Annotated in this window: 18 protein-coding genes; 1 reads left to right on the top strand and 17 read right to left on the bottom strand. The window is 32.7% G+C overall.

What is annotated here, in order from left to right:
* Nucleotides 1–490: 490 nt before the first annotated feature.
* From AC1Q7N_RS00760 to AC1Q7N_RS00770, 3 genes are all read right to left on the bottom strand, one after another.
* Complete coding sequence (locus AC1Q7N_RS00760) at nucleotides 491–1,357, bottom strand: 2-oxoacid:ferredoxin oxidoreductase subunit beta (RefSeq protein WP_002439562.1); 867 nt, start codon at nucleotides 1,355–1,357, stop codon at nucleotides 491–493.
* Nucleotides 1,358–3,118 carry a 2-oxoacid:acceptor oxidoreductase subunit alpha gene (locus tag AC1Q7N_RS00765; protein WP_002469373.1) on the bottom strand — a complete coding sequence of 587 codons (1,761 nt, stop codon included), beginning with the start codon at nucleotides 3,116–3,118 and terminating at the stop codon, nucleotides 1,358–1,360.
* A 112-nt stretch (nucleotides 3,119–3,230) separates the two neighbouring features.
* Nucleotides 3,231–4,025, bottom strand: coding sequence for a TIGR00282 family metallophosphoesterase (locus AC1Q7N_RS00770; RefSeq protein ID WP_001832548.1), 795 nt, complete (start codon nucleotides 4,023–4,025; stop codon nucleotides 3,231–3,233).
* A 163-nt stretch (nucleotides 4,026–4,188) separates the two neighbouring features.
* Between AC1Q7N_RS00770 and AC1Q7N_RS00775 the strand changes: the two genes are divergently transcribed.
* Nucleotides 4,189–4,404 carry a hypothetical protein gene (locus tag AC1Q7N_RS00775; RefSeq protein WP_002439555.1) on the top strand — a complete coding sequence of 72 codons (216 nt, stop codon included), beginning with the start codon at nucleotides 4,189–4,191 and terminating at the stop codon, nucleotides 4,402–4,404.
* Between the two features lie 88 nt (nucleotides 4,405–4,492).
* Here AC1Q7N_RS00775 and rny read toward each other — a convergent pair whose 3' ends face one another.
* The 14 genes from rny to rpsO form a co-directional block, all read right to left on the bottom strand.
* On the bottom strand, nucleotides 4,493–6,052 hold the full coding sequence (rny, locus tag AC1Q7N_RS00780) for a ribonuclease Y (protein WP_001829512.1): 1,560 nt from the start codon (nucleotides 6,050–6,052) through the stop codon (nucleotides 4,493–4,495).
* A 225-nt stretch (nucleotides 6,053–6,277) separates the two neighbouring features.
* The gene (recA, locus tag AC1Q7N_RS00785; RefSeq protein WP_002439552.1) at nucleotides 6,278–7,327 is read right to left on the bottom strand and encodes a recombinase RecA; all 1,050 of its coding nucleotides are present in this window, start codon (nucleotides 7,325–7,327) and stop codon (nucleotides 6,278–6,280) included.
* Nucleotides 7,328–7,497: 170 nt separating this feature from the next.
* Complete coding sequence (locus AC1Q7N_RS00790) at nucleotides 7,498–8,643, bottom strand: CinA family nicotinamide mononucleotide deamidase-related protein (protein WP_001829470.1); 1,146 nt, start codon at nucleotides 8,641–8,643, stop codon at nucleotides 7,498–7,500.
* Between the two features lie 447 nt (nucleotides 8,644–9,090).
* Nucleotides 9,091–9,672 (bottom strand): CDP-diacylglycerol--glycerol-3-phosphate 3-phosphatidyltransferase, encoded by a 582-nt coding sequence (pgsA, locus tag AC1Q7N_RS00795; protein ID WP_001829485.1) that lies wholly within the window; start codon nucleotides 9,670–9,672, stop codon nucleotides 9,091–9,093.
* A 28-nt stretch (nucleotides 9,673–9,700) separates the two neighbouring features.
* Nucleotides 9,701–10,093, bottom strand: a complete 393-nt coding sequence (locus AC1Q7N_RS00800; RefSeq protein WP_001832565.1) for a helix-turn-helix domain-containing protein — start codon at nucleotides 10,091–10,093, stop codon at nucleotides 9,701–9,703.
* Nucleotides 10,094–10,111: 18 nt separating this feature from the next.
* Nucleotides 10,112–10,939: a YmfK family protein gene (locus AC1Q7N_RS00805; RefSeq protein ID WP_002456562.1), complete on the bottom strand. Its 828-nt coding sequence runs from the start codon at nucleotides 10,937–10,939 to the stop codon at nucleotides 10,112–10,114.
* Between the two features lie 152 nt (nucleotides 10,940–11,091).
* On the bottom strand, nucleotides 11,092–11,796 hold the full coding sequence (ymfI, locus tag AC1Q7N_RS00810; protein ID WP_002439542.1) for an elongation factor P 5-aminopentanone reductase: 705 nt from the start codon (nucleotides 11,794–11,796) through the stop codon (nucleotides 11,092–11,094).
* On the bottom strand, nucleotides 11,793–13,082 hold the full coding sequence (gene yfmH / locus AC1Q7N_RS00815; RefSeq protein ID WP_001832569.1) for an EF-P 5-aminopentanol modification-associated protein YfmH: 1,290 nt from the start codon (nucleotides 13,080–13,082) through the stop codon (nucleotides 11,793–11,795). The genes ymfI and yfmH overlap by 4 nt, the downstream gene beginning before the upstream one ends.
* Nucleotides 13,082–14,353 (bottom strand): EF-P 5-aminopentanol modification-associated protein YfmF, encoded by a 1,272-nt coding sequence (gene yfmF, locus AC1Q7N_RS00820; protein WP_002439538.1) that lies wholly within the window; start codon nucleotides 14,351–14,353, stop codon nucleotides 13,082–13,084. The genes yfmH and yfmF overlap by 1 nt, the downstream gene beginning before the upstream one ends.
* A 30-nt stretch (nucleotides 14,354–14,383) precedes the next feature.
* A complete protein-coding gene (locus tag AC1Q7N_RS00825; RefSeq protein WP_002439536.1) occupies nucleotides 14,384–15,097 on the bottom strand; it encodes a GntR family transcriptional regulator in 714 nt (237 codons plus the stop codon).
* 2 nt (nucleotides 15,098–15,099) lie between these two features.
* Entirely contained in the window at nucleotides 15,100–17,493 is a 2,394-nt protein-coding gene (locus AC1Q7N_RS00830) for a DNA translocase FtsK (RefSeq protein ID WP_002439534.1), read from the bottom strand.
* A gap of 265 nt (nucleotides 17,494–17,758) precedes the next feature.
* Entirely contained in the window at nucleotides 17,759–19,432 is a 1,674-nt protein-coding gene (rnjB, locus tag AC1Q7N_RS00835) for a ribonuclease J2 (protein ID WP_002457357.1), read from the bottom strand.
* Between the two features lie 367 nt (nucleotides 19,433–19,799).
* Nucleotides 19,800–21,905, bottom strand: a complete 2,106-nt coding sequence (gene pnp / locus AC1Q7N_RS00840; protein WP_001832554.1) for a polyribonucleotide nucleotidyltransferase — start codon at nucleotides 21,903–21,905, stop codon at nucleotides 19,800–19,802.
* Nucleotides 21,906–22,036: 131 nt separating this feature from the next.
* Nucleotides 22,037–22,306, bottom strand: a complete 270-nt coding sequence (gene rpsO, locus AC1Q7N_RS00845) for a 30S ribosomal protein S15 (protein WP_002439528.1) — start codon at nucleotides 22,304–22,306, stop codon at nucleotides 22,037–22,039.
* Nucleotides 22,307–22,374 lie beyond the last annotated feature (68 nt).

The following is a 22,374-nucleotide window of genomic DNA, read 5'->3' on the forward strand; positions in this document are numbered from 1 at the left end:
ACAAACTTATTGCATTGATTAGGACTGTGCGTTTAACTGTTCACATTATTTATGTATTTAATAATAACTCTGAGTAAAATTTCATTTGTTAAATACTTTATCTATATTTTTAAAATAATTTGGAATAAATTATGTCATTCTTATATTATTTACTTTTAGATGAGATGGGTGATTAATCATGTAAAAAACGTTAAATGAGAATTACATTATTGAATCGTAGTGCTTTTGACAAGCAACATAGAGATAAAATAAGAGTGAGCAGAATTAAAATGTTATTCTGACCCACTCTTTAAATATGTTATTTACTTATATGCATGTTCTCTAATACTTTTAAATTGAAACGTACTTCTTGATTTTCTATAGTAATCATTAACGTTATTAGATAAGAAATTACAGTAAAATTAGATAGTCATGATGTATCAAGTACACCTTCGTTTTTATTTTACCTACTTATTTTGACGCAATTCTAGTTACTATGAATGAGTATCCTTTATAAAAATTGTGCAGTTAAATCGTTGAAAGTTTCTTCTGTAATATGAATATCTCTTTTAGCTAACGCCTCATGTTCTAGTTCTGAAATTTGCGATTCATAAGAAGGTGTTGTTGTATCTTGATAAACGATACCTTTAACCAGTGACTCATGATCCAGCACAGTTTTCATAGCAAGTTGTTTATCTGTGATGTCATAGCCCTCAATATCATCGATACTTGTTAAATGTTCTTTAAACCAGTCATAAGTATTCACTTTATTGTAAGTAACACAAGGTGAGAAAACATTAACAAAAGAAAAACCATCATGATGAATCGCATCTTCAATCATTTTAGTTAATGCCTTTATATCACTTGAGAATCCTTGTGCTACAAAAGTTGCACCAGAGGACAGTGCCAATTCCAATGGAGCTACATTCTTTTCTATATTTCCTTTAGGTGTTGATTTAGTTACAAATCCTTTAGCTGAGGAAGGTGATGTTTGTCCTTTAGTTAATCCATATATTTGATTGTCCATGACAATATACGTCATATTCATATTACGTCTAAGAGCATGAATAGTATGTCCCATTCCTATTGCATAGCCGTCTCCATCACCACCAGAAGCGATAACTGTTAAATCTTTGTTTGCCATTTTAACGCCTTGTGCTAGAGGCAATGCACGTCCATGAATAGAGTGTACGCCATAAGAATTAATATAACCTGATAGTCTACCAGAACAACCAATCCCTGTAATGATTGCTACATCTTCTGGTTCTAAACCAATATTCGCTGTCGCTTTTTGTATAGCAGCTTGAACTGAAAAGTCACCGCAACCAGGGCACCAGTTTGGCTTCACATTATTTCTAAAATCTTTAAATGTAGCCAATTACACCAACTCCTTTAACTCTTTAGCAATTTCCAAACCTTTTTCTTCAATTTCATAAGGTAAGAAAGGTTTCCCATCGTATTTTGTTTGATTAACTAATTTATCATTAACTTGTGTGTTCATTTTTAAAATACTTGATAATTGTCCTTGATAATTATGTTCTGCAACTATTACTTTCGAAGCTTTATTAATAGCTTGTTGAACAATATCTTTAGGGAAAGGATGTAATTGTCGAATATGCATCGTATTCACTTTTACACCATGTCGTTCTAGTCTTTCTGCACCTTCTCCAATAGCACCTTTAGTAGATATAAATCCTATATACAGTATATCTGCTTCGTCTTCATGTTCATTGAGTAACACAGGATTATTGATAACCAAGCTTTCAGTTTTGCGCATTCGTTTTTCCATCTGATTCTGACGATTCATAGGCGCCTCACTTGGCTTCCCTTCTTCATTATGTTCAACACCTGTTACATGATGTATACCACCTTTAACACCTGGTATTGGTCGTGGTGATACGCCACTAGCTGTTAATGCATATCTTTTAAAGTATGCTTTATCATCTTCAGCTCTCTCGATATCTGACTGTATTATTTCTCCACGACGAATATCGATTTTATTATAATCGAGTGTTTTAACAGTTTGTTTTCCTAATGATAATTGTAAATCACTTAACAGAATGACTGGACATTGGTATTCTTCAGCTAAATTAAATGCTTCCATAGTAAGATAAAACGCATCTTCAGCATCTGTAGGAGCAACGACAATTTTCGGAATATCACCATGGGTACCATAAATCATTTGCATTAAATCTGATTGTTCTTGCTTTGTTGGTAAGCCAGTAGAAGGACCACCTCTTTGAGTATTAATAATGACTAATGGCGTTTCAGTCATACCAGACAATCCAATAGATTCCATCATTAAAGAAAGACCTGGACCCGCACTCGCTGTAAAGCCTCGTACGCCAGCATAGTTAGCTCCAATCGCCATCGTTGCTGCTGCTATTTCATCTTCAGTTTGAACAACAGTACCATCAACTTTAGGTAGATTGGCAATCATGTATTCCATAATTTCAGAAGCTGGCGTAATTGGATAAGCGGACATAAATCTTGATCCAGCTGCTATTGCTCCTAATCCGATTGCGTCATTACCTATCATATATAAATGAGGATGACCGCTACCATTCTCTAATGTAAAGTCTCCATTAACGTTGGTAACTTGTTGCTTCATTAAATCATAACCCATATTAAGGGCTTGTATATTCATATCAACGACTTTATTACCTTTTTTTGAAAACATGTTATCGATTAAAGTTTCAAAAGTTGATGTATTTAAATCCATCAGTGCAGATGTCGCACCAATTGCCACCATATTCTTCATTAATGCTGTTCCAAGTTCCTTTGCCGTGCTAGTGAATGGTAACTCAATTAATTGAGCCACACAGTTCTCTGGCTTTTGGGGTTTTGCTTTAGCATCCGCAATTATAATACTATCTTCTCTCATTTCATGATGATTTAATTCAATCGTTTCCTGGTCAAAAGCAATGAGTATATCCAAATCATCACTAATCGCATGCACAGGCGATTTTGAAACTCTTATCTTATTATTAGTATGGCCACCTTTTATACGACTAGAAAAGTGTCTATATCCATACAAAAAATAACCTTTTCTATTCATCGCAGTAGCAAAGATTTCACCGGTAGATTCAATACCTTCGCCTTGCTGACCGCCCACTTTCCATGATATTTGTGATTTCATATCACATGCCTCCTGTGGTATTAATTCATACTCTATGATAACAAAATAAACCACCGTTTTACTATTTCAACAGTGGTACAAGTTTAAATTCATACTAATGGACTATATCCCTTTAAATTTGGAAAGGATGGTCCTCATTTATTAACAGTCTTTTTATTTGAGTCGTTTTACCTTCTTTATCTAAATCTATGATAACTCCTGATAATACGCCTCGCCCATCATCTGGAACAACATGCCTTTGTGGCAAACTAGTAATAAAACGTTGAATAACTTCATCTCTATTGATACCTAAAATACCATCGTAATAACCTGTCATCCCGACATCTGTGATATATCCTGTGCCATGAGGTAATATACGATCATCAGAAGTTTGAATATGTGTGTGAGTACCAACAACAGCGCTCACTCTACCATCTAAATACCAACCCATAGCATTTTTTTCAGATGTAGTTTCAGCATGAAAATCTACAAATATATATGGTGTAGATTTTTGAGCTTCTTCGATTAGCTGGTCAGCCTTTTTAAATGGATCATCAATGTCTTGCATAAATGAACGGCCTTGTAAATTAATAATAGCCAATTTAATATCGTTAATTTTTATTATTCTCATACCTGTTCCTGGAGCTTCATCAGGAAAATTTGCAGGTCTCACCATTCGATGAGCATCATCAATAAAATCGTAAATTTCTCTTTGACCATATGTATGATTACCCATAGTCATGAAATCCACGCCTTCTCTCAAAAGTTGTTTGTAAATTTTTTCTGTTAATCCTTTACCGTGTGCGGCATTTTCAGCGTTTACTATAGAAACTGTTGGGTGATAAGTTTGTTTAATTTTAGGTAAATAAGTAGTAATCATTTTCCTGCCCACTTTACCAACGATGTCGCCTATAAACAATATTCTCATTCTCTGTTCATCCTCTCATAAATTAAGTTTAATGGATACTGTACTATAATAAAAGTCTCATTAACAAATTAATTATTCTGAAAATTAAAAGACTTTACTTTTTTGTATTTAAGTATTGTGTTAATATGAAACTAATAAAAATATAGGAGTTGTTTATTCATTCATGTCTATTAATATTGATCCTGAAAAATTTGCTGAATTAGTTGTAACTTCAAATCCAGCCAAATCTGATGACGCTGAAGATATCGCTAAAGAAAGTTTAATTTTATACATTAATGCTTATCGTTTAGCAGAGAAATATGCAAATATCGCTACAAATTGCTATGATACAGCTGAAATTTTAAAAGAAATAAATGAAGTTGATTTACAATTAAAATAAATCATTATATCCGAGCGTTTATACGCTCGGTTTTTTATATTATATTTAATAAGCCACTGGCCGTAAATACGGTCAGTGGCTTATGGAATTATTTAGCATATTCTATTGCTCTAGTCTCTCGAACAACTGTCACTTTGATATGTCCAGGATATTGTAACTCTTCTTCAATTTGGTTCTTAATATCTCTTGCCAATCTATATGATTTTAAATCATCAATTTCTTCAGGTGAGACGACTACACGAATCTCTCTACCAGCTTGTATAGCAAATGCTTTTTCTACCCCATCATAACTTTCAGATAACGTTTCGAGTCTCTCAAGTCTTCTAATATAATTTTCAAGTGTCTCTTTACGTGCACCTGGTCGCGCTGCTGATAATGCATCAGCTGCTGCAACTAAAATAGAAATGATAGAGGTTGGTTCAACATCACCATGATGTGAGTGAATAGCATTAATAATTATGTTATTTTCATTATATTTCTTAGCTAATTCAACACCTATTTCTACGTGACTACCTTCAACTTCATGATCAATGGCTTTACCAACATCATGTAATAATCCAGCACGTTTAGCTAAAGTAACATCCTCTCCTAATTCTGCTGCAAGCATACCTGAAAGGTGGGCAACTTCAATTGAATGTTTAAGTACATTCTGACCATAACTAGTTCGATAATTTAATCGACCCAAAATTTTCACTAAATCAGGATGCATATTGTGTACATTTATTTCAAAGGTAGCTTGTTCTCCAGCATCTCTAATGATATCGTCTACTTCCTTTCTAGCTTTTTCGACCATATCTTCAATACGTCCAGGATGAATACGTCCATCAGAAACCAAATTAACTAGTGCAGTTCTAGCAATTTCACGTCTAATTGGGTCAAAACCTGATAAAATAACTGCTTCTGGTGTGTCATCAATAATTAAATCTATGCCAGTAAGTGTTTCTAATGTGCGTATATTTCTACCTTCTCTACCTATGATACGACCTTTCATTTCATCGTTAGGCAGATTTACGACTGAAACAGTTGATTCAGTTGTATGTTCGGCTGCTAATCTTTGTACAGTTGTAGCAAGTAATTCTTTAGCTGTCTTATCAACTTTTTCTTTCGCTTCTTTTTCTTTTTCTTTAACAAGTATTGCAATATCTTGTGACAGTTCTTCTTCAACTCTTTGAAGCTGTTCTTTCACAGCTTCTTCTTGAGTGAGACCGGAGATGCGTTCTAATTCTTGTTCATGCTTCATTATTAATGTTTGAACACTACTCTCTTTTGCATCTACTTGTTGTTGTCTTTCTTCAAGTTTTGATTCTTTTTGTTCCAAAATCTCATCTTTTTTATCTAAAAGATCAGATTTCCGATCCAAATTTTCTTCTTTTTGAAGAAGTCGGGTTTCTTGTCTTTGAAGTTCACCACGTCTTTCACGCAGTTCATTCTCAGCTTGTTCTTTTAAAATTTGGTTCTCTTCTTTTGCCTCAAGTAATTTTTCTTTTTTAATATTGTCTGCTTCTTTATTAGCATAGCTAACAATATCATCGGCAGTTTGTCTTGCTTGAACTTGTTTTTGGTGTAATAAATTTCGGGCAACAATATACCCTACAACAACGCCTAGAATAATCCCCAGCAAAATGAGTAGGAGGCTTAATAAATTCACATAAACACCTCCTTTATCTAGGGTTTGCTTTGTATATCAAAATCAATATGATTATATGAAATTATATAAGAATCATACATACTAATTGTACGTTTATCGACAGATATGTGTCAAGATATGAAATTGCACTACACTCATTTTAAATTGCTTTTTTTAAAGAACAAATCAAAAACTACAAAAAAGGATGGCTAAATAAGCCATCCTTTTAATTAGTCAACTAAAAAACTATTCATCAAATAAAGTTTTTGGTGAATCGTCTTCATTCTCATTTTCATCCACATCACCATCGAAAATACCTAACTTTTCACGTAACTTACGGTCAATTTCTTCTTTGATTTGTGGATTTTCCTTAAGATAATTTTTGACGTTTTCTTTACCTTGGCCCATTCTATCTCCATTATAAGAATACCAAGCACCTGATTTATCAACGATATCATTCTCTACACCTAAATCAATGAGCTCTCCTTCCTTAGAGATACCTTGACCATACATAATATCTACTTCTGCAACTCTAAATGGAGGTGCAACTTTATTTTTTACAACTTTTATTTTGGTTCTGTTACCTACAATATCTTGACCTTGTTTTAACTGCTCTGCTCTTCTTACCTCTAAACGTACAGAACTATAGAATTTTAGGGCTCTACCACCGGGCGTTGTTTCAGGATTCCCGAACATCACACCGACCTTTTCACGAATTTGGTTAATAAATATAGCTGTAGTATTAGATTTAGAAATAGCCCCTGATAACTTTCTTAATGCTTGAGACATTAATCTTGCTTGTAAACCAACATGAGTATCTCCCATTTCACCTTCAATTTCAGCTTTAGGTGTTAATGCTGCTACTGAATCGACAACAACAATGTCCACAGCACCACTACGAACAAAAGCTTCGGCGATTTCAAGACCTTGTTCACCATGATCAGGTTGAGATAAATATAAATTATCAATATCTACACCTAATGCTTGTGCATATACTGGATCGAGAGCATGTTCGGCATCGATAAATGCTGCTACACCACCGTTTTTTTGTACTTCAGCGATAGCATGTAAAGCTACTGTCGTCTTACCTGAACTTTCAGGTCCATATATTTCGATAATTCTTCCTTTAGGATAACCTCCAACCCCTAATGCATTATCAACTGTGACAGAACCACTTGAAGTGCTTGATACTCTGCGACCTTTATTATCGCCTAACTTCATAACGGCACCTTTACCAAAAGATTTTTCCATGTTTTTAATTACTGTATCTAAAGCTTTTTGACGTTCATTATCCAAAACGAGACCTCCTACTACAGAAAGTTATCTGTATAATATCTTATACTTACTATACAAGCATTTTAAGCAAAATACAAGTCTTTTGCGAATATTTGTTCGCGTTTATTGTGTGATAGCTGATACAAAAACGAACAAACGTACTTATATTTTTTGCAAAAATTTAAAATATACTATTTATTAAACCAATTTAATAATCTAATCATTGCATAATTTTGACTTCTGCTTCTCAATAAATTACGACTTTGAGACATCTTAAATGTTTCGATATCGAAATTATTTCCATCATAAATTCCTAAATATACAATGTTATCTTTATTTAAAAGTACAATACCCAAATCTGTTTGGTACAAATCCCTGACATATTGTGCTGCATTGAATAACACGGCATTAAACTCAGAAGTCACATCAATAAATTGATTAGAATGTGGTAGCATACCTTTAACTAGATTTTTACTGTCAGCATTTTTTAATCGAGTAAACAAAGCTCCATTAGTTACACCGTCATAAATAGCAAAATTCTGTTTTGCACTATTTATAACCGATTCTTCAATATTAACTTCGTCTGAGCCAAAATAATAAGTACCAACCCTATTTAAAATTTCATCTCGAATAGGCTTAATAAGCAGTTGACATCGTTCCTTACTTTCAGCATTGGCTGTTAATCTAAAATATACTTCATGCGTACCTGCAAGAGGTGCGATTGTCGGATTAGTTTGATCATCTATTAGATCAATTAATAGTGTTTCTAATTTCGACTCTCCTATACCAGCAAATCTAAGTAATTCAGAAAAAATAACTTCATCTTTATCCATAAGATAAGGTAATAATTCATTCTTCGCCATAGGTTGCATCTCTTTCGGTGGACCTGGTAGTAGAATTATTTTTTGTTTACCTAATTCTACAAGCATACCAGGAGCCATACCATTTTTATTTGGTAAAACTATGGCATCTTCAATTACTAATGCTTGTTGCTTATTATTAGAGGTCATATCTTGACCTTGTTCTTTAAAATAGTTTTTGATAAAGTTTAACGATGCTTCATCCGTCACTAGATTTTTTCCTAATACTTTAGCTACAGTATGTTTAGTTAAATCATCTTTTGTTGGTCCTAAGCCACCTGTTAAAACAATGGTATCAAATCTAGATAGACATTGCTTTATTACATATTCTAACCTTTGAGGGTTATCACCAATAACTGTGTGTTCTACTACACTTTTACCAATACTATTAAAAAGTTTTGAAAGATATTGCCCATTTGTATTAGCTATTTGACCTAGTAATAATTCAGAGCCAACAGCTACAATTGAAATATTCATCAATGATATACTCCCTGATATTTATATTGTCTTTTCAATAAGTCCATTATATATATTTTTGTAATATAAATCTAAAATATGAATCTTTATAAAAACAGTTTAATTATTTATCACAGAACTGTCATCTAATATAACTTAAACATAGCATCACATTATTTTTATAACATACTGACATTACATTTATATAAAAGATTTACAGATGTATATCGATATTACACCTGAAAATTGAAAATATTAAATCAATTATAGTAATTGTTTTATCTTCTTTGTCACACTAAAGCAACCGAAAAATAAAAGGTTTGCACCCCATATAGAATAGGGAACAAACCTTTGACAAAGATAACTTAATCAAAATGTATATATTTTAGAGAGTATGATTATATAACAAATTGATATGGTAATTTATATATGAAATAAATATACAAGCTCAATTTTTTAATTACACATTTATTTAGAATGTTTAAATACATCTCTTCCTTTATAAAAATATTCAATACCTGAAAGAATAGTAAAGAATACTCCAATGTATAATAACCACACTCCAATTGGGAAATGTAGATAGTGTAAGAAAGGATCGCCCAATAAAATCCATATAATTGCAACCATTGTCACTGCTGTTTTTATTTTCCCTAGTTGTCCTGCAGCACTTACAAACCCCTGTTCAATTTGTAGTAATCGTAATCCTGTGACGGCAAATTCTCGAGCAATAATTATGATAGCAACGACAGAATTAGTAAAACCAAGTTGTACCATAACAATTAATGCACTCGCGACCAATAATTTGTCTGCAAGTGGATCTAAGAATTTCCCCATATTAGTAACTAATTGCCATTTACGGGCAAGATAACCATCAGCAAAATCACTTAATGATGCAACCACAAATATGATAGCACTAATTAATATTTCAATTCTAATATGATTTCCACCTAAAATTGAAATTTGTCCAAAACCAAAATCAACTAAAGCAAATAAAATAAAAAATGGTATTAAAATAACTCTAAATACCGTTATTTGATTCGGTATATTCATATTAAATCCTCATTTCTAAAACATATATTTATATAATTAATACTGCGAGTATCCAAACGATTAAAGATATTAAAATAATGAAACCCATCCACATCAACAATTGAAACGCTTCCTTAGATTGACGTCGGTAAGGGGGTTCATACCCATTAGAAAATGTTTGTATCACATCATCAATTTGATATTGTGTTTCAGGAATCTCATCTTGATGTGCTTCAATAAGTTGATTTGGTTCGATATTTACAACTTTAGCGTATTTTCTAATAAAACCTTCAGTATAATCACTCTTGGCTAGTTCATTAAAATCATTATTTTCTATATGTATTAACGTTTGACGCTTTAACTGAGTTCTTTGTTCTAATTCACTTAGTGTCATACCCAATCTTTCACGTCTACTTTTCAACACTTCACCAATCGTTTTCACTCAAAGTCCTCCTAGACATTATTCAAAGAAACCAAACCCTCCACCAAATGGATCTCCAAAATCTAAATTATTCTTGCTTTGAACCGTATGTTTCTTCATTTCTTCATATCGAATCTCTTGATCTTCATTTTCTCTCAATTCAATAATATAGTCAAAATCTTCCATATTATAATTGCACGACTCTACAAATAAATCTGGATGTTCAACTACTTTTATTGAGGGTAACGTCATAACCTCTCTCACCAATTCTTGGTGCTCAGGGTTCAATTCACGTGCTGTTACCGCACCATCAATGATATATACGTGATTAGAATCATATTCACCTTTAAATAGTGAACGCCTTACTGTTTGTTTAATTAAAGTTGAGCTTATGAATAACCATCTTTTATGTGCACAAACACTTCCAGCTACAATAGATTCAGTTTTACCAACTCTAGGCATTCCACGTATTCCGATTAATTTATGTCCTTCTTCTTTAAATAACTCAGCTAAAAAATCAACAAGTAATCCTAAATCTTCTCGTTCAAATTTAAAAGTCTTTTTATCATCAGCATCTTGTTCAATATATCTACCGTGTCGTACAGCGAGTCTATCTCGTAATTCAGGAACTCTTAACTTTGTAATTTCTATTTCATTAATTTCTTTTACAATTTGTTCGAACCTTTCGACCTTTTCTAGTTGATCTGTTTTAATTAACAATCCCCTTTTTCCCTGATCAACACCATTAATTGTAACAATACTAATGCCGAGCATTCCAAGCAAACTTGAAATATCACCGAGTAAGCCAGCACGATTTACAGTTATCTCATATTCTAAGTACCACTCTTTCCTTTTTGCAAAAGTCATTTCTTGATCACCCCTTGTTAACAACGAAGCACATGAAATCTTTGTTTATCATATTATAACACCAATAATAAAAAGATACTTCTTTTATTATTACTAAAATGTTGCTCCTATAACAATTGAAACAAGAAACTTATCTTTTACTGACAAAGCATTTAAATATACCATCCGCCATTCACTTTATGTACTGTACCCGTAATACTTTTTGACATAGTACTACACAAGTATGCACAAGCATGTGCCACTTCAGAAGGATCAATCATTCTTTGCTGAGGTAACTCTGATACTATATTCGATAACTCATCTTTCGACCATACATCGCTCATTTTCCCTTTTACCATACCTGGTGTAATAGCATTTACAGTTACTGAAGTTAAAGCTAATTCTTGACTTAATGCTTTAACAAAACCAATTTGAGCACTTTTCATCGCTGAATAGATTGTCTCTAAACTAGCTCCAGTTTCTCCCCAAATTGATGAAATAACAATGATACGTCCATTGTTACTCTGCCTTAAAATATCAATAAAGTAGCGAGTCAAACGTATAAATTGTCTTACATTTAATGCATAACTATTATCGATGTCACAATCACTCATATCTTGTAACATGCCATATAATGCTGTCCCACTGGTATAAATTAGACAATCTAGCTCGTCAATGTGTCCAAAGTAATCTTCGAGCTCTATATCTTTGGTTAAATCACATTGAATAAATGTAACTTTGCTATTTTTAAATTGATTACTTAAATCAGAATATTGAGCTGAATGATAATGTAAGAAAACTTCATAACCTTCAAATAGCAGTCGTTTTACAATGGCACGACCTATTGTTCCAGAACCACCTATGACTAGCGCTTTCATCTATTTTCCATCTCCAAACGACTATCAACAAGTTGGTCAAAGTTCAAGAATAATTCGGAAGTTTCATTTACACTCTCTAACGTAATATTTTCTACGATATCAAGCATATCAAATACACTCACTCCCTCGAAATAGAGTTTTGCATATTGATTAGCAATATATTCTGGAGAATTTAAACTTGATATGAATTCTCCAATAAATTGCTTTTTCAACAAATCAAATGCTTCTTGATCTTTAAGGTTTCCTTTATATTTTCTTAATTCATCCATTATTAATTGTTTAAATAGATCAGGCTGTTGTGTTGCACTAGTAATAATTGAAAAACTGTAGCTCGGTTCCAATACAAATTGATAACCGAATGTTTCATCTATTAAATCTTTATTTAAAAGTTGTTGATAAAACTCCGTTTCCTCTCCAAAAACCAATTCGTAGAAAAATGTCATTTCCAAATCTCTTTGAACAAATTTAGTTGCACTTTCATCTAATGGTTCATTTTTAAAACCTAGCATCAATCGTGGTGACTGTAACTTCATTTTCTCAGAAACAAACCGTTGATTTATCTCTCTAGGCTCATCAATTTGCGCACGTTCAATACGTGGTTGATAAGTTTTATTTCTTTGATTTTCATGCTTTTCTACAAGTTTAATTATCGATTGAGGACTAACATCGCCTACCACAAACAACACCATATTAGAGGGATGATAAAATGTCTCATAGCATAGATATAAATCATCTTTTGTTATTTCATAAATGCTTTCAACACTACCAGCGATATCCACCCGTATCGGGTGCTTGGAATACATAGCCCTTAAAGTATTAAACATTAATTTATATCCTGGTTGTTCCTGGTACATTTTAATTTCCTCAGCTATAATCCCTTTTTCTTTATTAACTGTTTCTTCAGTAAAATAAGGTGTTTCTACCATATTGAGGAGACGTTTAATGTTACTTTCAATATTACTTGTTGCGCTAAATAAATAACTCGTACGATCAAAGCTTGTAAAAGCATTAGCTTGCGCATTCTCTTCGGCAAATGCAGTAAATAAATCTTCATCTTCTTTTTCAAACAATTTATGTTCTAAAAAATGTGCCACACCGTCAGGAACTTTTACAAATTGCTGACTACCTATGGGCTTAAAATGATTGTCCAATGAACCAAACTGTGTTGTGTAGGTCACATACGTTTTTTGAAAACCAGGCTTAGGAATGATAAATAATTTCAATCCATTATCAAACTCATGTTCGAAAACTTTCTCATCTATAAGTTCATATTGATGTGTTTTCATCAGTGTTGGTCTCCTTTCGTTAGTACATAAATTGTATCTAGAACAGCTTCATTTGCCAATTTAATAACATCTTTTTTCGTCACTTGATTAACTGCATTTATAAAATCTTGATCAGTTTGCTGTCGGTTTAATAATAATTGATTATGTAGTATTTCAATTATACTTTTAGGTCTATCTGATGCTTCGTGTCTATGGGAAATAATGATTTTTTTAGCTAATTCAATTTTATTAGAATCAAAATCTCCATTTTTTATCTTATCAAACTCTTTGATGACAGTATCTTTTGCTTGCTCATATTTCTCAGCAGAAACACCACTTAAAACAAATAAAAATCCGTTTTTACCATCAATTTGTGAATGTATAGAGTATGCCAAACTTTGCTTTTCTCTGACTTCATTAAATAGTACTGAGGAAGGATCTCCTCCAAACATCATATTTAATACTATAAATGCATAGTAATTACTTTTCCCATAATAAGATGGAAAGCGATATCCCAAATTCAATTTAGCTTGGTCAACATCGTCTTTTTCAATTATATATTGCGGTTGATCAAAAGAAGGTGTGATTTCAGTACTTTCTTTATTTTCTAAATAGAAAGGCTTAATTGCAAACTTATCTAGAATTAGTTGCGTTACTTCCTCTTTGTTAATATTTCCTACAACATATATGGCACAATCATCATTTTGTACCATGGATAGATATGTATCGTATAGACTTTCAGAAGTCACTTGTGGAATTTGTTCTAATTGACCTGTCGCTATATATCGATAGGGTTCTTGTTTAAACATATAATTCATTAACTGAAGAAATGAATACTGTGCTTTATTATCTTCCATTGCTTCAAGTTTTTTGCTAAGTAAAGACTTTTCTTGAGCTACATATGTATGATCAAAGCATCTATCTTTGATTAATGGATTCCAAATTATTTCTTTTAACGTATCTAATCCCTTTTCAAATAAAGGGGTTTTATCTTTTAAGAATTTTTCATTAACTACTTCTAATGAGATTGTAATAACATGCTTATCTTTAAACTTAGAAACAAAACTATTAACATAGGCGCCATACAATTCTGATAACTGTTTATTTAAAGTTTTATCGGTGGGCCATTGTTGTGTTGCACGAACTAATACTTTACTTAAAATTGAACGTGAAGTAATTGTTTTATAGTTTAATGGTGCCATAAATTTAAATGTAATTGTCGTTGTTTTAAATTTATCGGTAGGCAAAACATTGACTCGAACTTTTGTGTTATCTTGATTGAATCTCTTCAAAATCTAACCTCCTGGTTTTAATATGACAATTTATTCACTTTTAGTAATAGTGAATTTAACTAAACTACTCTTAATATAATTTAAAGAATACAAAATTGGTTGATGCTTTTCGTCATAATGTACTACTTTAAGTAACATAAGCCCTTCGTGAGGTGAAGCATTAAGCACTTCAGAGATATGGGGTTCGTAACTAATTGCTTCTAAATCCATTTCTGCATGCATGATTTGATGATTTGTAGATGCTTTAATAGCTTCTAACATTGAACCACTACTCTGTTGATAATCTGTACAAGTTAGATAAGTTTTTGCTATTTTGTCTAAACAATATACGACAGGCTTATGATTAGCAGTCCTTAGTCTCTCAATAATTGTTATAGGTTCTTTTGTTTCTATACCTAAATGTTCAGCATCTAAAATAGTTGCAGGTTGCTCGTCAAGATTCAGATATTCTGTTCCTGCTTCATAACCCGCTTCTTTAATCATAGTCCCTATACTAATAATTTTATTTAACGGGTAATAGAAAGGGGGCTTTACTTTTACGCTAGTCCCCTCTTCAAAATTATCCGTTACTACTTGTTCAGTAATCAACTCATCTATACCATCATAAACATCATCTGTTTTAACATTTAATGCTCTCGCAATTGACAAATTACTAGGTAATTTACTTCCATTGGTTAGTTCACCATCTTTGATTAAATTTAAAATGTATTGTTTTACTCTATAGATTGCACTCATTTCCGACATTTTTACACCTCGTCATTTTCTAAATCAACTAATATTTGTCTAGGTTTACTTCCTTTTTGTGGACCAATAACTTGGTTACGTTCCAAATCATCCATGAGCCTTGAAGCTCGATTATAACCGATTCTAAATTGTCGTTGTAATAAAGAAGTACTAGCTTTTTGCTTTTCTATTACAAATAAATAAGCTTCATCATATAAAGCATCCTCACTCTTCATTTCTGATTTATCTACAGGTGCATCTGGTTCCATTTCTTTAACATAATTTGCTTTCTGTTGCTCTACAACATAATTAACAACATCTTGCACTTCTTGATCACTTAAAAAAGCACCTTGAATTCGGGTTGTAGTAGATTCTCCGTTACCAACATATAGCATATCACCTTTACCAAGTAGCTTTTCAGCTCCACCAGCACCAATTATTGTTCTAGAGTCAGTTTGAGAACTTACAGCGAACGCAATTCTTGATGGAATGTTATTTTTAATAATACCAGTAATAACATCAACGGAAGGTCTTTGAGTAGCTACAATTAAGTGTATACCCGCTGCTCTAGCCATTTGAGTAATACGTTGGATAGCATTTTCTACTTCTTTACCTGCAACCATCATTAAATCAGCCAATTCATCCACTATTACGACGATATACGGTAACTCAGGTTGTTTTTCATCAAGTTCTTCATTCTGTTTGCGTATATATTGGTTATATCCTTCAATATTTCGTGTCGATGAATGTTGAAACAAATCATAACGACGTTCCATTTCTGAAACAATTTTTTCTAAAGCTTGAGACGCTTTATGTGGGTTTGTTACAACCGGTATAAGTAAATGAGGAATACCATTGTAAACATTTAACTCTACCATTTTAGGATCGATTAACATAAGTTTAACTTCGTGCGGTTTTGTGTTGAGTAATATACTCGTTATAATACCATTAATACAAACTGATTTACCGCTTCCTGTTGAACCAGCAACGAGTAAGTGAGGCATTTCATTTAATTGAATTGATATTGGATCACCAGAAATATCTCTACCAATGCCGACTTCTAATTTATACTTAGATGGGAACTTATCTTCTAAAACTTCTTTTAGAGTGACAAGTGAGATTTTATCATTGGGAACCTCAATTCCTACCGCAGAGCGACCTGGAATAGGTGCTTCTATTCGTACATCTTTCGCAGCCAAAGCTAATGCAATGTCATTATGGAGATTGACTATTTTACTTACTTTAACACCTTGCGCTGGTTGAATTTCATATTGCGTAACTGCAGGACCGATTTTAATTTGTGTTACTTTAGCATTAACTCCAAAGTTTTTTAGTGTAGATTCTAAAACCTGACCTTTACGTTGGACTTCAGCTTTTGAAGTAGTTTTTTGTTTAGTAGGCTGTTTTAATAAGGATAAAGGTGGCACCGTATACTCAATATTGGCTTCTTCACCAGCTTCAGATATTGAGCCTTCAGCCTGACTTTGTTGTTGATTGTTTTCAGCGGTTGTAGATGGCTGATTATTATTTATTGATTGATTTTTGGTACTTGGTAATGATTGTTGAAATTGTTCATTATCCAAAACACGTTTTTGACGTTGGTTAGCAGTATTTGGTCTTTTATCTTCTTGCTCATTATGACCATATATTGGAATATCGTCTGACTGAGAAATCTCTGGAAAATCACTAACATCTTTAATGACATTATTATTCTGACGTGATTTTTTTTGTTTTTTTCGTTCAATTTTTGCCTCTTTTAATTGGGCTTTTTCTTCTTTTTTAATCTTATTTTGTTCTCTTTTTTGTTTTATTGACTCAGATGCATGATTACTTGATGACTTGAGGTTGTCGAATAAACTTTTTGTAACATCTCTATGTCTTAAATTAAGTAATAAAATGAAACTCGAAGCTAGTAATAGGATAGTAATTATTATTACACCTACAATAGATATGAGAGGTATAAATAGTTTAAGTAAATAAAAACCTATTAAGCCTCCCCCAAAATTTGGAAAATGTGTTTGTTCATAAGCTTTATAAACAAAGGACAGTACAGGCTCTCTTTGAGAAGTGATATTATGTGAAAAATGAAAATACAATTGCGCTATAAATAACAAAGCTAATTGTAAAACTATTGCACCGATACTACGTCGAGTTCTAGGTATTTGCTTAGAGTATGTTATAAAAATTGTTGCAATAAGTACTAAAATATAAGTTAAATATCGACTCATACCAAAAAGATAATTAAAAAAGCTATCAATCATTCTACCAATGATTCCTAATTGAAAAGCGCCTAGTATAATAAGAATTACTACAATTATTGAGAATATATATCTTAAAGGCGTTTCATTTTGCTTTTTTTTATTCGTTTTTTTATTACCCTTTCTCTTCGTCGATGTTCTTTTTTTTGCTTGTGGCAATACCTACACCTTCTTTTTTAATCTCTCATCATTACTATATTTAGAGTATTCATCCCATTTGAATATATACTTATATGTATTTTTAATAAGATGAAAGAGGCAAGAACAACTTAGATTATTTAGATTCACTTTCATATTTACCAAACTCTAAGATTTTAGAAACTGATAAATAATTAAAAGAAAAACTAATTGTTGAACAAAGTCATTAAACATGATTTTGCTTTACTAAATTGTCCCAACCTCTTTAAATATTATTCTATTAAGATTAGATCTCCGATATGACTGGAATAATCATTGGACGGCGTTTTGTACTCTCAAATAGTAACTTACTGATTTGATCTCTCATATTTTGCTTGATTTCTGACCATTCTATTCGTTTTTCTTGAAGACCTTCCTCTACAATTTTACGTACTTTTTCTTCAGCCTCTTTCAAAAGTTCTTCACTTTCTCTAACATAGACGAAGCCTCTTGATTGAATTTCAGGTCCTGCAGCAATACGTCGATTTTTAGGATCTAATGTCACAACCGCAATAAAAATACCGTCTTCGGCTAATAGATGTCTGTCTCTTAATACGATATTACCTACGTCACCAACGCCAATCCCATCAATAAGTATATTACCTGATTGAACTTTTTCATTTAAAATCATATCTTTACCGTTATAACTAATCACGTCGCCTTTTTCAACTAAGAAAATTTTCTCAGGTGCTACACCGGTTTCTGCTGCTAATTTGGCATGTGCAATCTGCATTTTAAATTCACCTTGAACAGGTACAAAATATTCAGGTTTCATAATATTTAACATCATTTTCAATTCTTCCATACAACCATGACTTGACGCATGAATTTTCTTGTTGTTTGGAATTATATGTGCTCCAGCACGCACTAACTCATTTAATGTATCTGCAATAATAACCTCCATATTAGCTGAAGCAGTAATTGCTAGGAATATTGAATCTCCTTCTTCTATGTTCATAATTTTATGCTTTTTGCGAGCCATTTGACTTAATGCTTCTACTGGTTCACCTTGCATACCTGTAGCAATAATAATCACTTCATTTTTAGGATAATTTTCCACTTCGTTAATAGGTATTAATAAATCTTTTGGTATATCAAAGTATCCCATTTTACGTGCTATGTTAAACGAACTTTCAAGTGAACGACCTAAAAATGACACTTTACGATTAAGTTGACTTGCAATGTTAAGCACTTGTTGAATACGAACGAAGTTTGAAGCATAGCATGATACAATAAGTCTACCTTTAACCTTGGCAAAAGCATCATACATGTGATGTTCAATAATATTTTCAGGCGTGTTATATCCAGGCTTTTCAGCTTCTGTTGAATCACTGATTAATGCGAACACACCCTCATCACCAATTTCTGCCATTCGTTTCAAGTCTGGAGCATAATGTCCATGCAAACTTTGATCAAACTTAAACTCTCCAGTATAAACTATAGAACCATACGAAGTATGAATACATACGCCTAAGCTATCAGGAATGCTATGTGTCGTATTAAAGAAACTCACGTTAACATTTTTAAATCTCATAATTGAATCATGGTTTACAGTATAGTAACGTACTTTCTTTTTAATATTTCGGGCCTTCATTGCTTCTTTAACAAGTGCGATTGTCAATTTAGAACCATAAACTGGTGCATCGATTTGTTCTAACACATAACTTACTGCGCCTATAGCATGTTCATGACCGTGTGTAAGAAATATTCCTTTTAATCTTTCTTTGTTTTCAATGACATATTGAATGTCAGGAATAACGATATCTACCCCAAGCATTTCATCTTCTGGGAACATTAATCCTGCATCCAACATAAACATTTCATCGTCTACTTCAACGATGTACATATTTTTAGCGATTTCGCCTACTCCACCGAGTGGAATAATACGAATATCTTTATTTTTTTTCTTTATTAAACTCAAAATGTTACCTCCTATAAATAGTGACCCGTCCATATATAAACTCACTATTTATTATAAGTTAAAACGACCTTGATGTACACTATTATTGCACTGTTATACCATTTGATTATTGAGATTATATTTTTTAAGATTAATATTTTTATCATATTTAATAAAGCAATTGTCGCATGTACATACTAAATATTACTTTTACTTATTAAATGATTTTAATTGAATATATGTTTTTCAGTCACCATATAACATCACTAACAAAATACATTTATCTCACTGAATAGTCATATTAAAATAAAAAAACTGCTCGCAAAGCATTTAGCTTTGTCGGCAGCTTTTTACAGAACAAATACATTAAGTTCATATATGATACATTTTAATTTTTAGATTGCTCTAATACTTTATGTGACGCATTAACGCGACCTTGTTTATCGATTTCAGTAATTTTCACTTCAATTGTATCTCCAATTTTAAGAACATCTTCTACTTTATTAATTCTTTCTTGTGAAATTTGAGAAATGTGTAATAACGCGTCTTTACCAGGGAACAATTCAACGAAAGCACCATACTTTTCAATACGTTTTACTTTAGCATGATATACTTGTCCAACTTCCGCTTCGCGTGTAATATCTTCGATAATTTCTTTTGCACGGTTAATCATCGCTTGATCTACAGCACCTATAAAGATTGTACCATCTTGTTCAATATCTAATTTAACTCCAGTTTCGTCGATAATTTCATTGATTTTCTTACCACCTGGTCCAATCACGTCTCGAATTTTATCTGGATTAATACTCATAGTTACCACTTTTGGTGCGTAAGCACTTAATTCTTCGCGTGGTTGTTCAATCGTGTGAAGCATATGATCCATAATAGCTAATCGTCCTTGACGCGCTTGTTCTAGTGCTTCTTCAATAACTTCTCGAGTTAAACCATCAATTTTAATATCCATTTGAATCGCAGTAATACCGTCTTTAGTACCTGCTACTTTGAAGTCCATATCACCTAATGCATCTTCCATTCCTTGAATATCAGTTAAAATTGTATAGCTATCGTCACGCGTTACTAGTCCCATTGCAATCCCTGCGACTGGCGCTTTAATTGGTACACCGGCATCCATTAATGCTAATGTTGAACCACAAATCGATGCTTGAGATGATGAACCGTTAGACTCTAATACTTCACTTACAATACGAATTGTATAAGGGAAATCTTGAGTATCAGGTATAATGTAACGTAATGCTCTTTCACCAAGCGCACCATGCCCAATCTCACGTCTACCAGGTGCACGTACAGGGCCAGTTTCTCCTACAGAGAAATTAGGAAAGTTATAATGATGCATAAAACGTTTTTCTACCTCAGGTCCTAAACCATCAATTAATTGATAATCTCCAAGTGCGCCTAAAGTTAAAACTGAAAGTGCTTGTGTCTGACCACGAGTAAATAAACCTGACCCATGAGCTCTTGGTAACAAACCAACTTCTGATTCAAGAGGTCTTATTTCATCTACTTTACGTCCATCAGGTCGTATTTTTTCATCTGCAATTAGACGTCTTACTTCTTCTTTAATTAAGTCATTTAGAATTGCATAAACTTCTTTAACAAGCGTTTCATTTTCAGGATCTTCTTCATCTAGAAAATGACCAACAACTTCTTCTTTCAGAGCATCTAAGTTTTCATCTCGTTGTTGCTTATCGAAAGTTAAAACCGTGTCCTTAAGTCCTTTATCTTCAGTTAAACTTTTTACTTTTTCAACTAAATCTTCGTCTCTTTCCACCGGTACAAATTCTTGTTTTATCGGTTGAATGTGATCGATGATTTCTTGTTGGAATGCAACAAGTCGTTTGATTTCCTCGTGTCCGAAGAAAATAGCCTCAAGCATCTCACTCTCAGTAATTTCACTTGCGCCTGCTTCAACCATGTTTACCGCATCTTTATGACCAGCAACTTCTAAATCTAATCTAGAAATTTCTTTATCAGCGACGGAAGGATTAATGACATATTTGCCATCGATATAACCTACATTTACACCTGCGATGGGACCTTGGAATGGAATATCTGAAACACTTAACGCCATCGAAGAACCAATCATTGCTGCCATTTCTGGTGAGCAATCTGGATCAGCACTTAAGACAATATTCATGATTTGTACGTCATGTCTATATCCTTTTGGAAACAGTGGACGAATAGGTCTATCAATGAGACGAGCTGTTAACGTTGCTTCATCACCAGGGCGACCTTCTCTTTTTTTGAATCCTCCTGGTATTTTACCAGCAGCATACATTTTTTCTTCGTAATTTACAGTTAATGGGAAAAAATCGCCATCTCTAGGTTCTTTAGAAGCAGTTGCAGTTGATAGGACAACTGTATCTCCATAACGCACTAAAACAGCACCATTAGCTTGCTTTGCTAATTGTCCTGTCTCAATAGTTAAAGAACGCCCAGCCCATTCAGTTTTAAAAACTTTCTTCTCTTGAGACATTATGAATCTCCTCTCTTAATTCTAATATTTATATCATATCATTTATTTAACTGATTTTATATTTTTTATTATGATACATAATAAAAAAAGGAAAGTACCATCCATGGTGCTTTCCTAATTCTATATTAAGATTAACGACGAATACCTAATGATTTAATTAATTCACGGTAACGTTGAATATCTTTACTACGTAAGTAGTTTAATAAGTGACGACGACGACCTACCATTTTCAATAAACCACGACGTGAATGGTGGTCTTTCTTGTGTTCACGTAAATGCTCATTTAATGCAGTAATTTCTGCAGTTAATACAGCGATTTGGACTTCTGGTGAACCAGTATCAGTTTCGTGCACACGATATTCTTTAATTAATTCATCTTTACGTTGTTGTGAAATTGCCATTATCAATTTCCTCCTTAATTATAATTTAACTCCTTAATCTGAGTGAGGCGTCGGAGAATCGACCTACT

The organism is Staphylococcus sp. GW823-FHT05F06 (assembly GCF_058795495.1).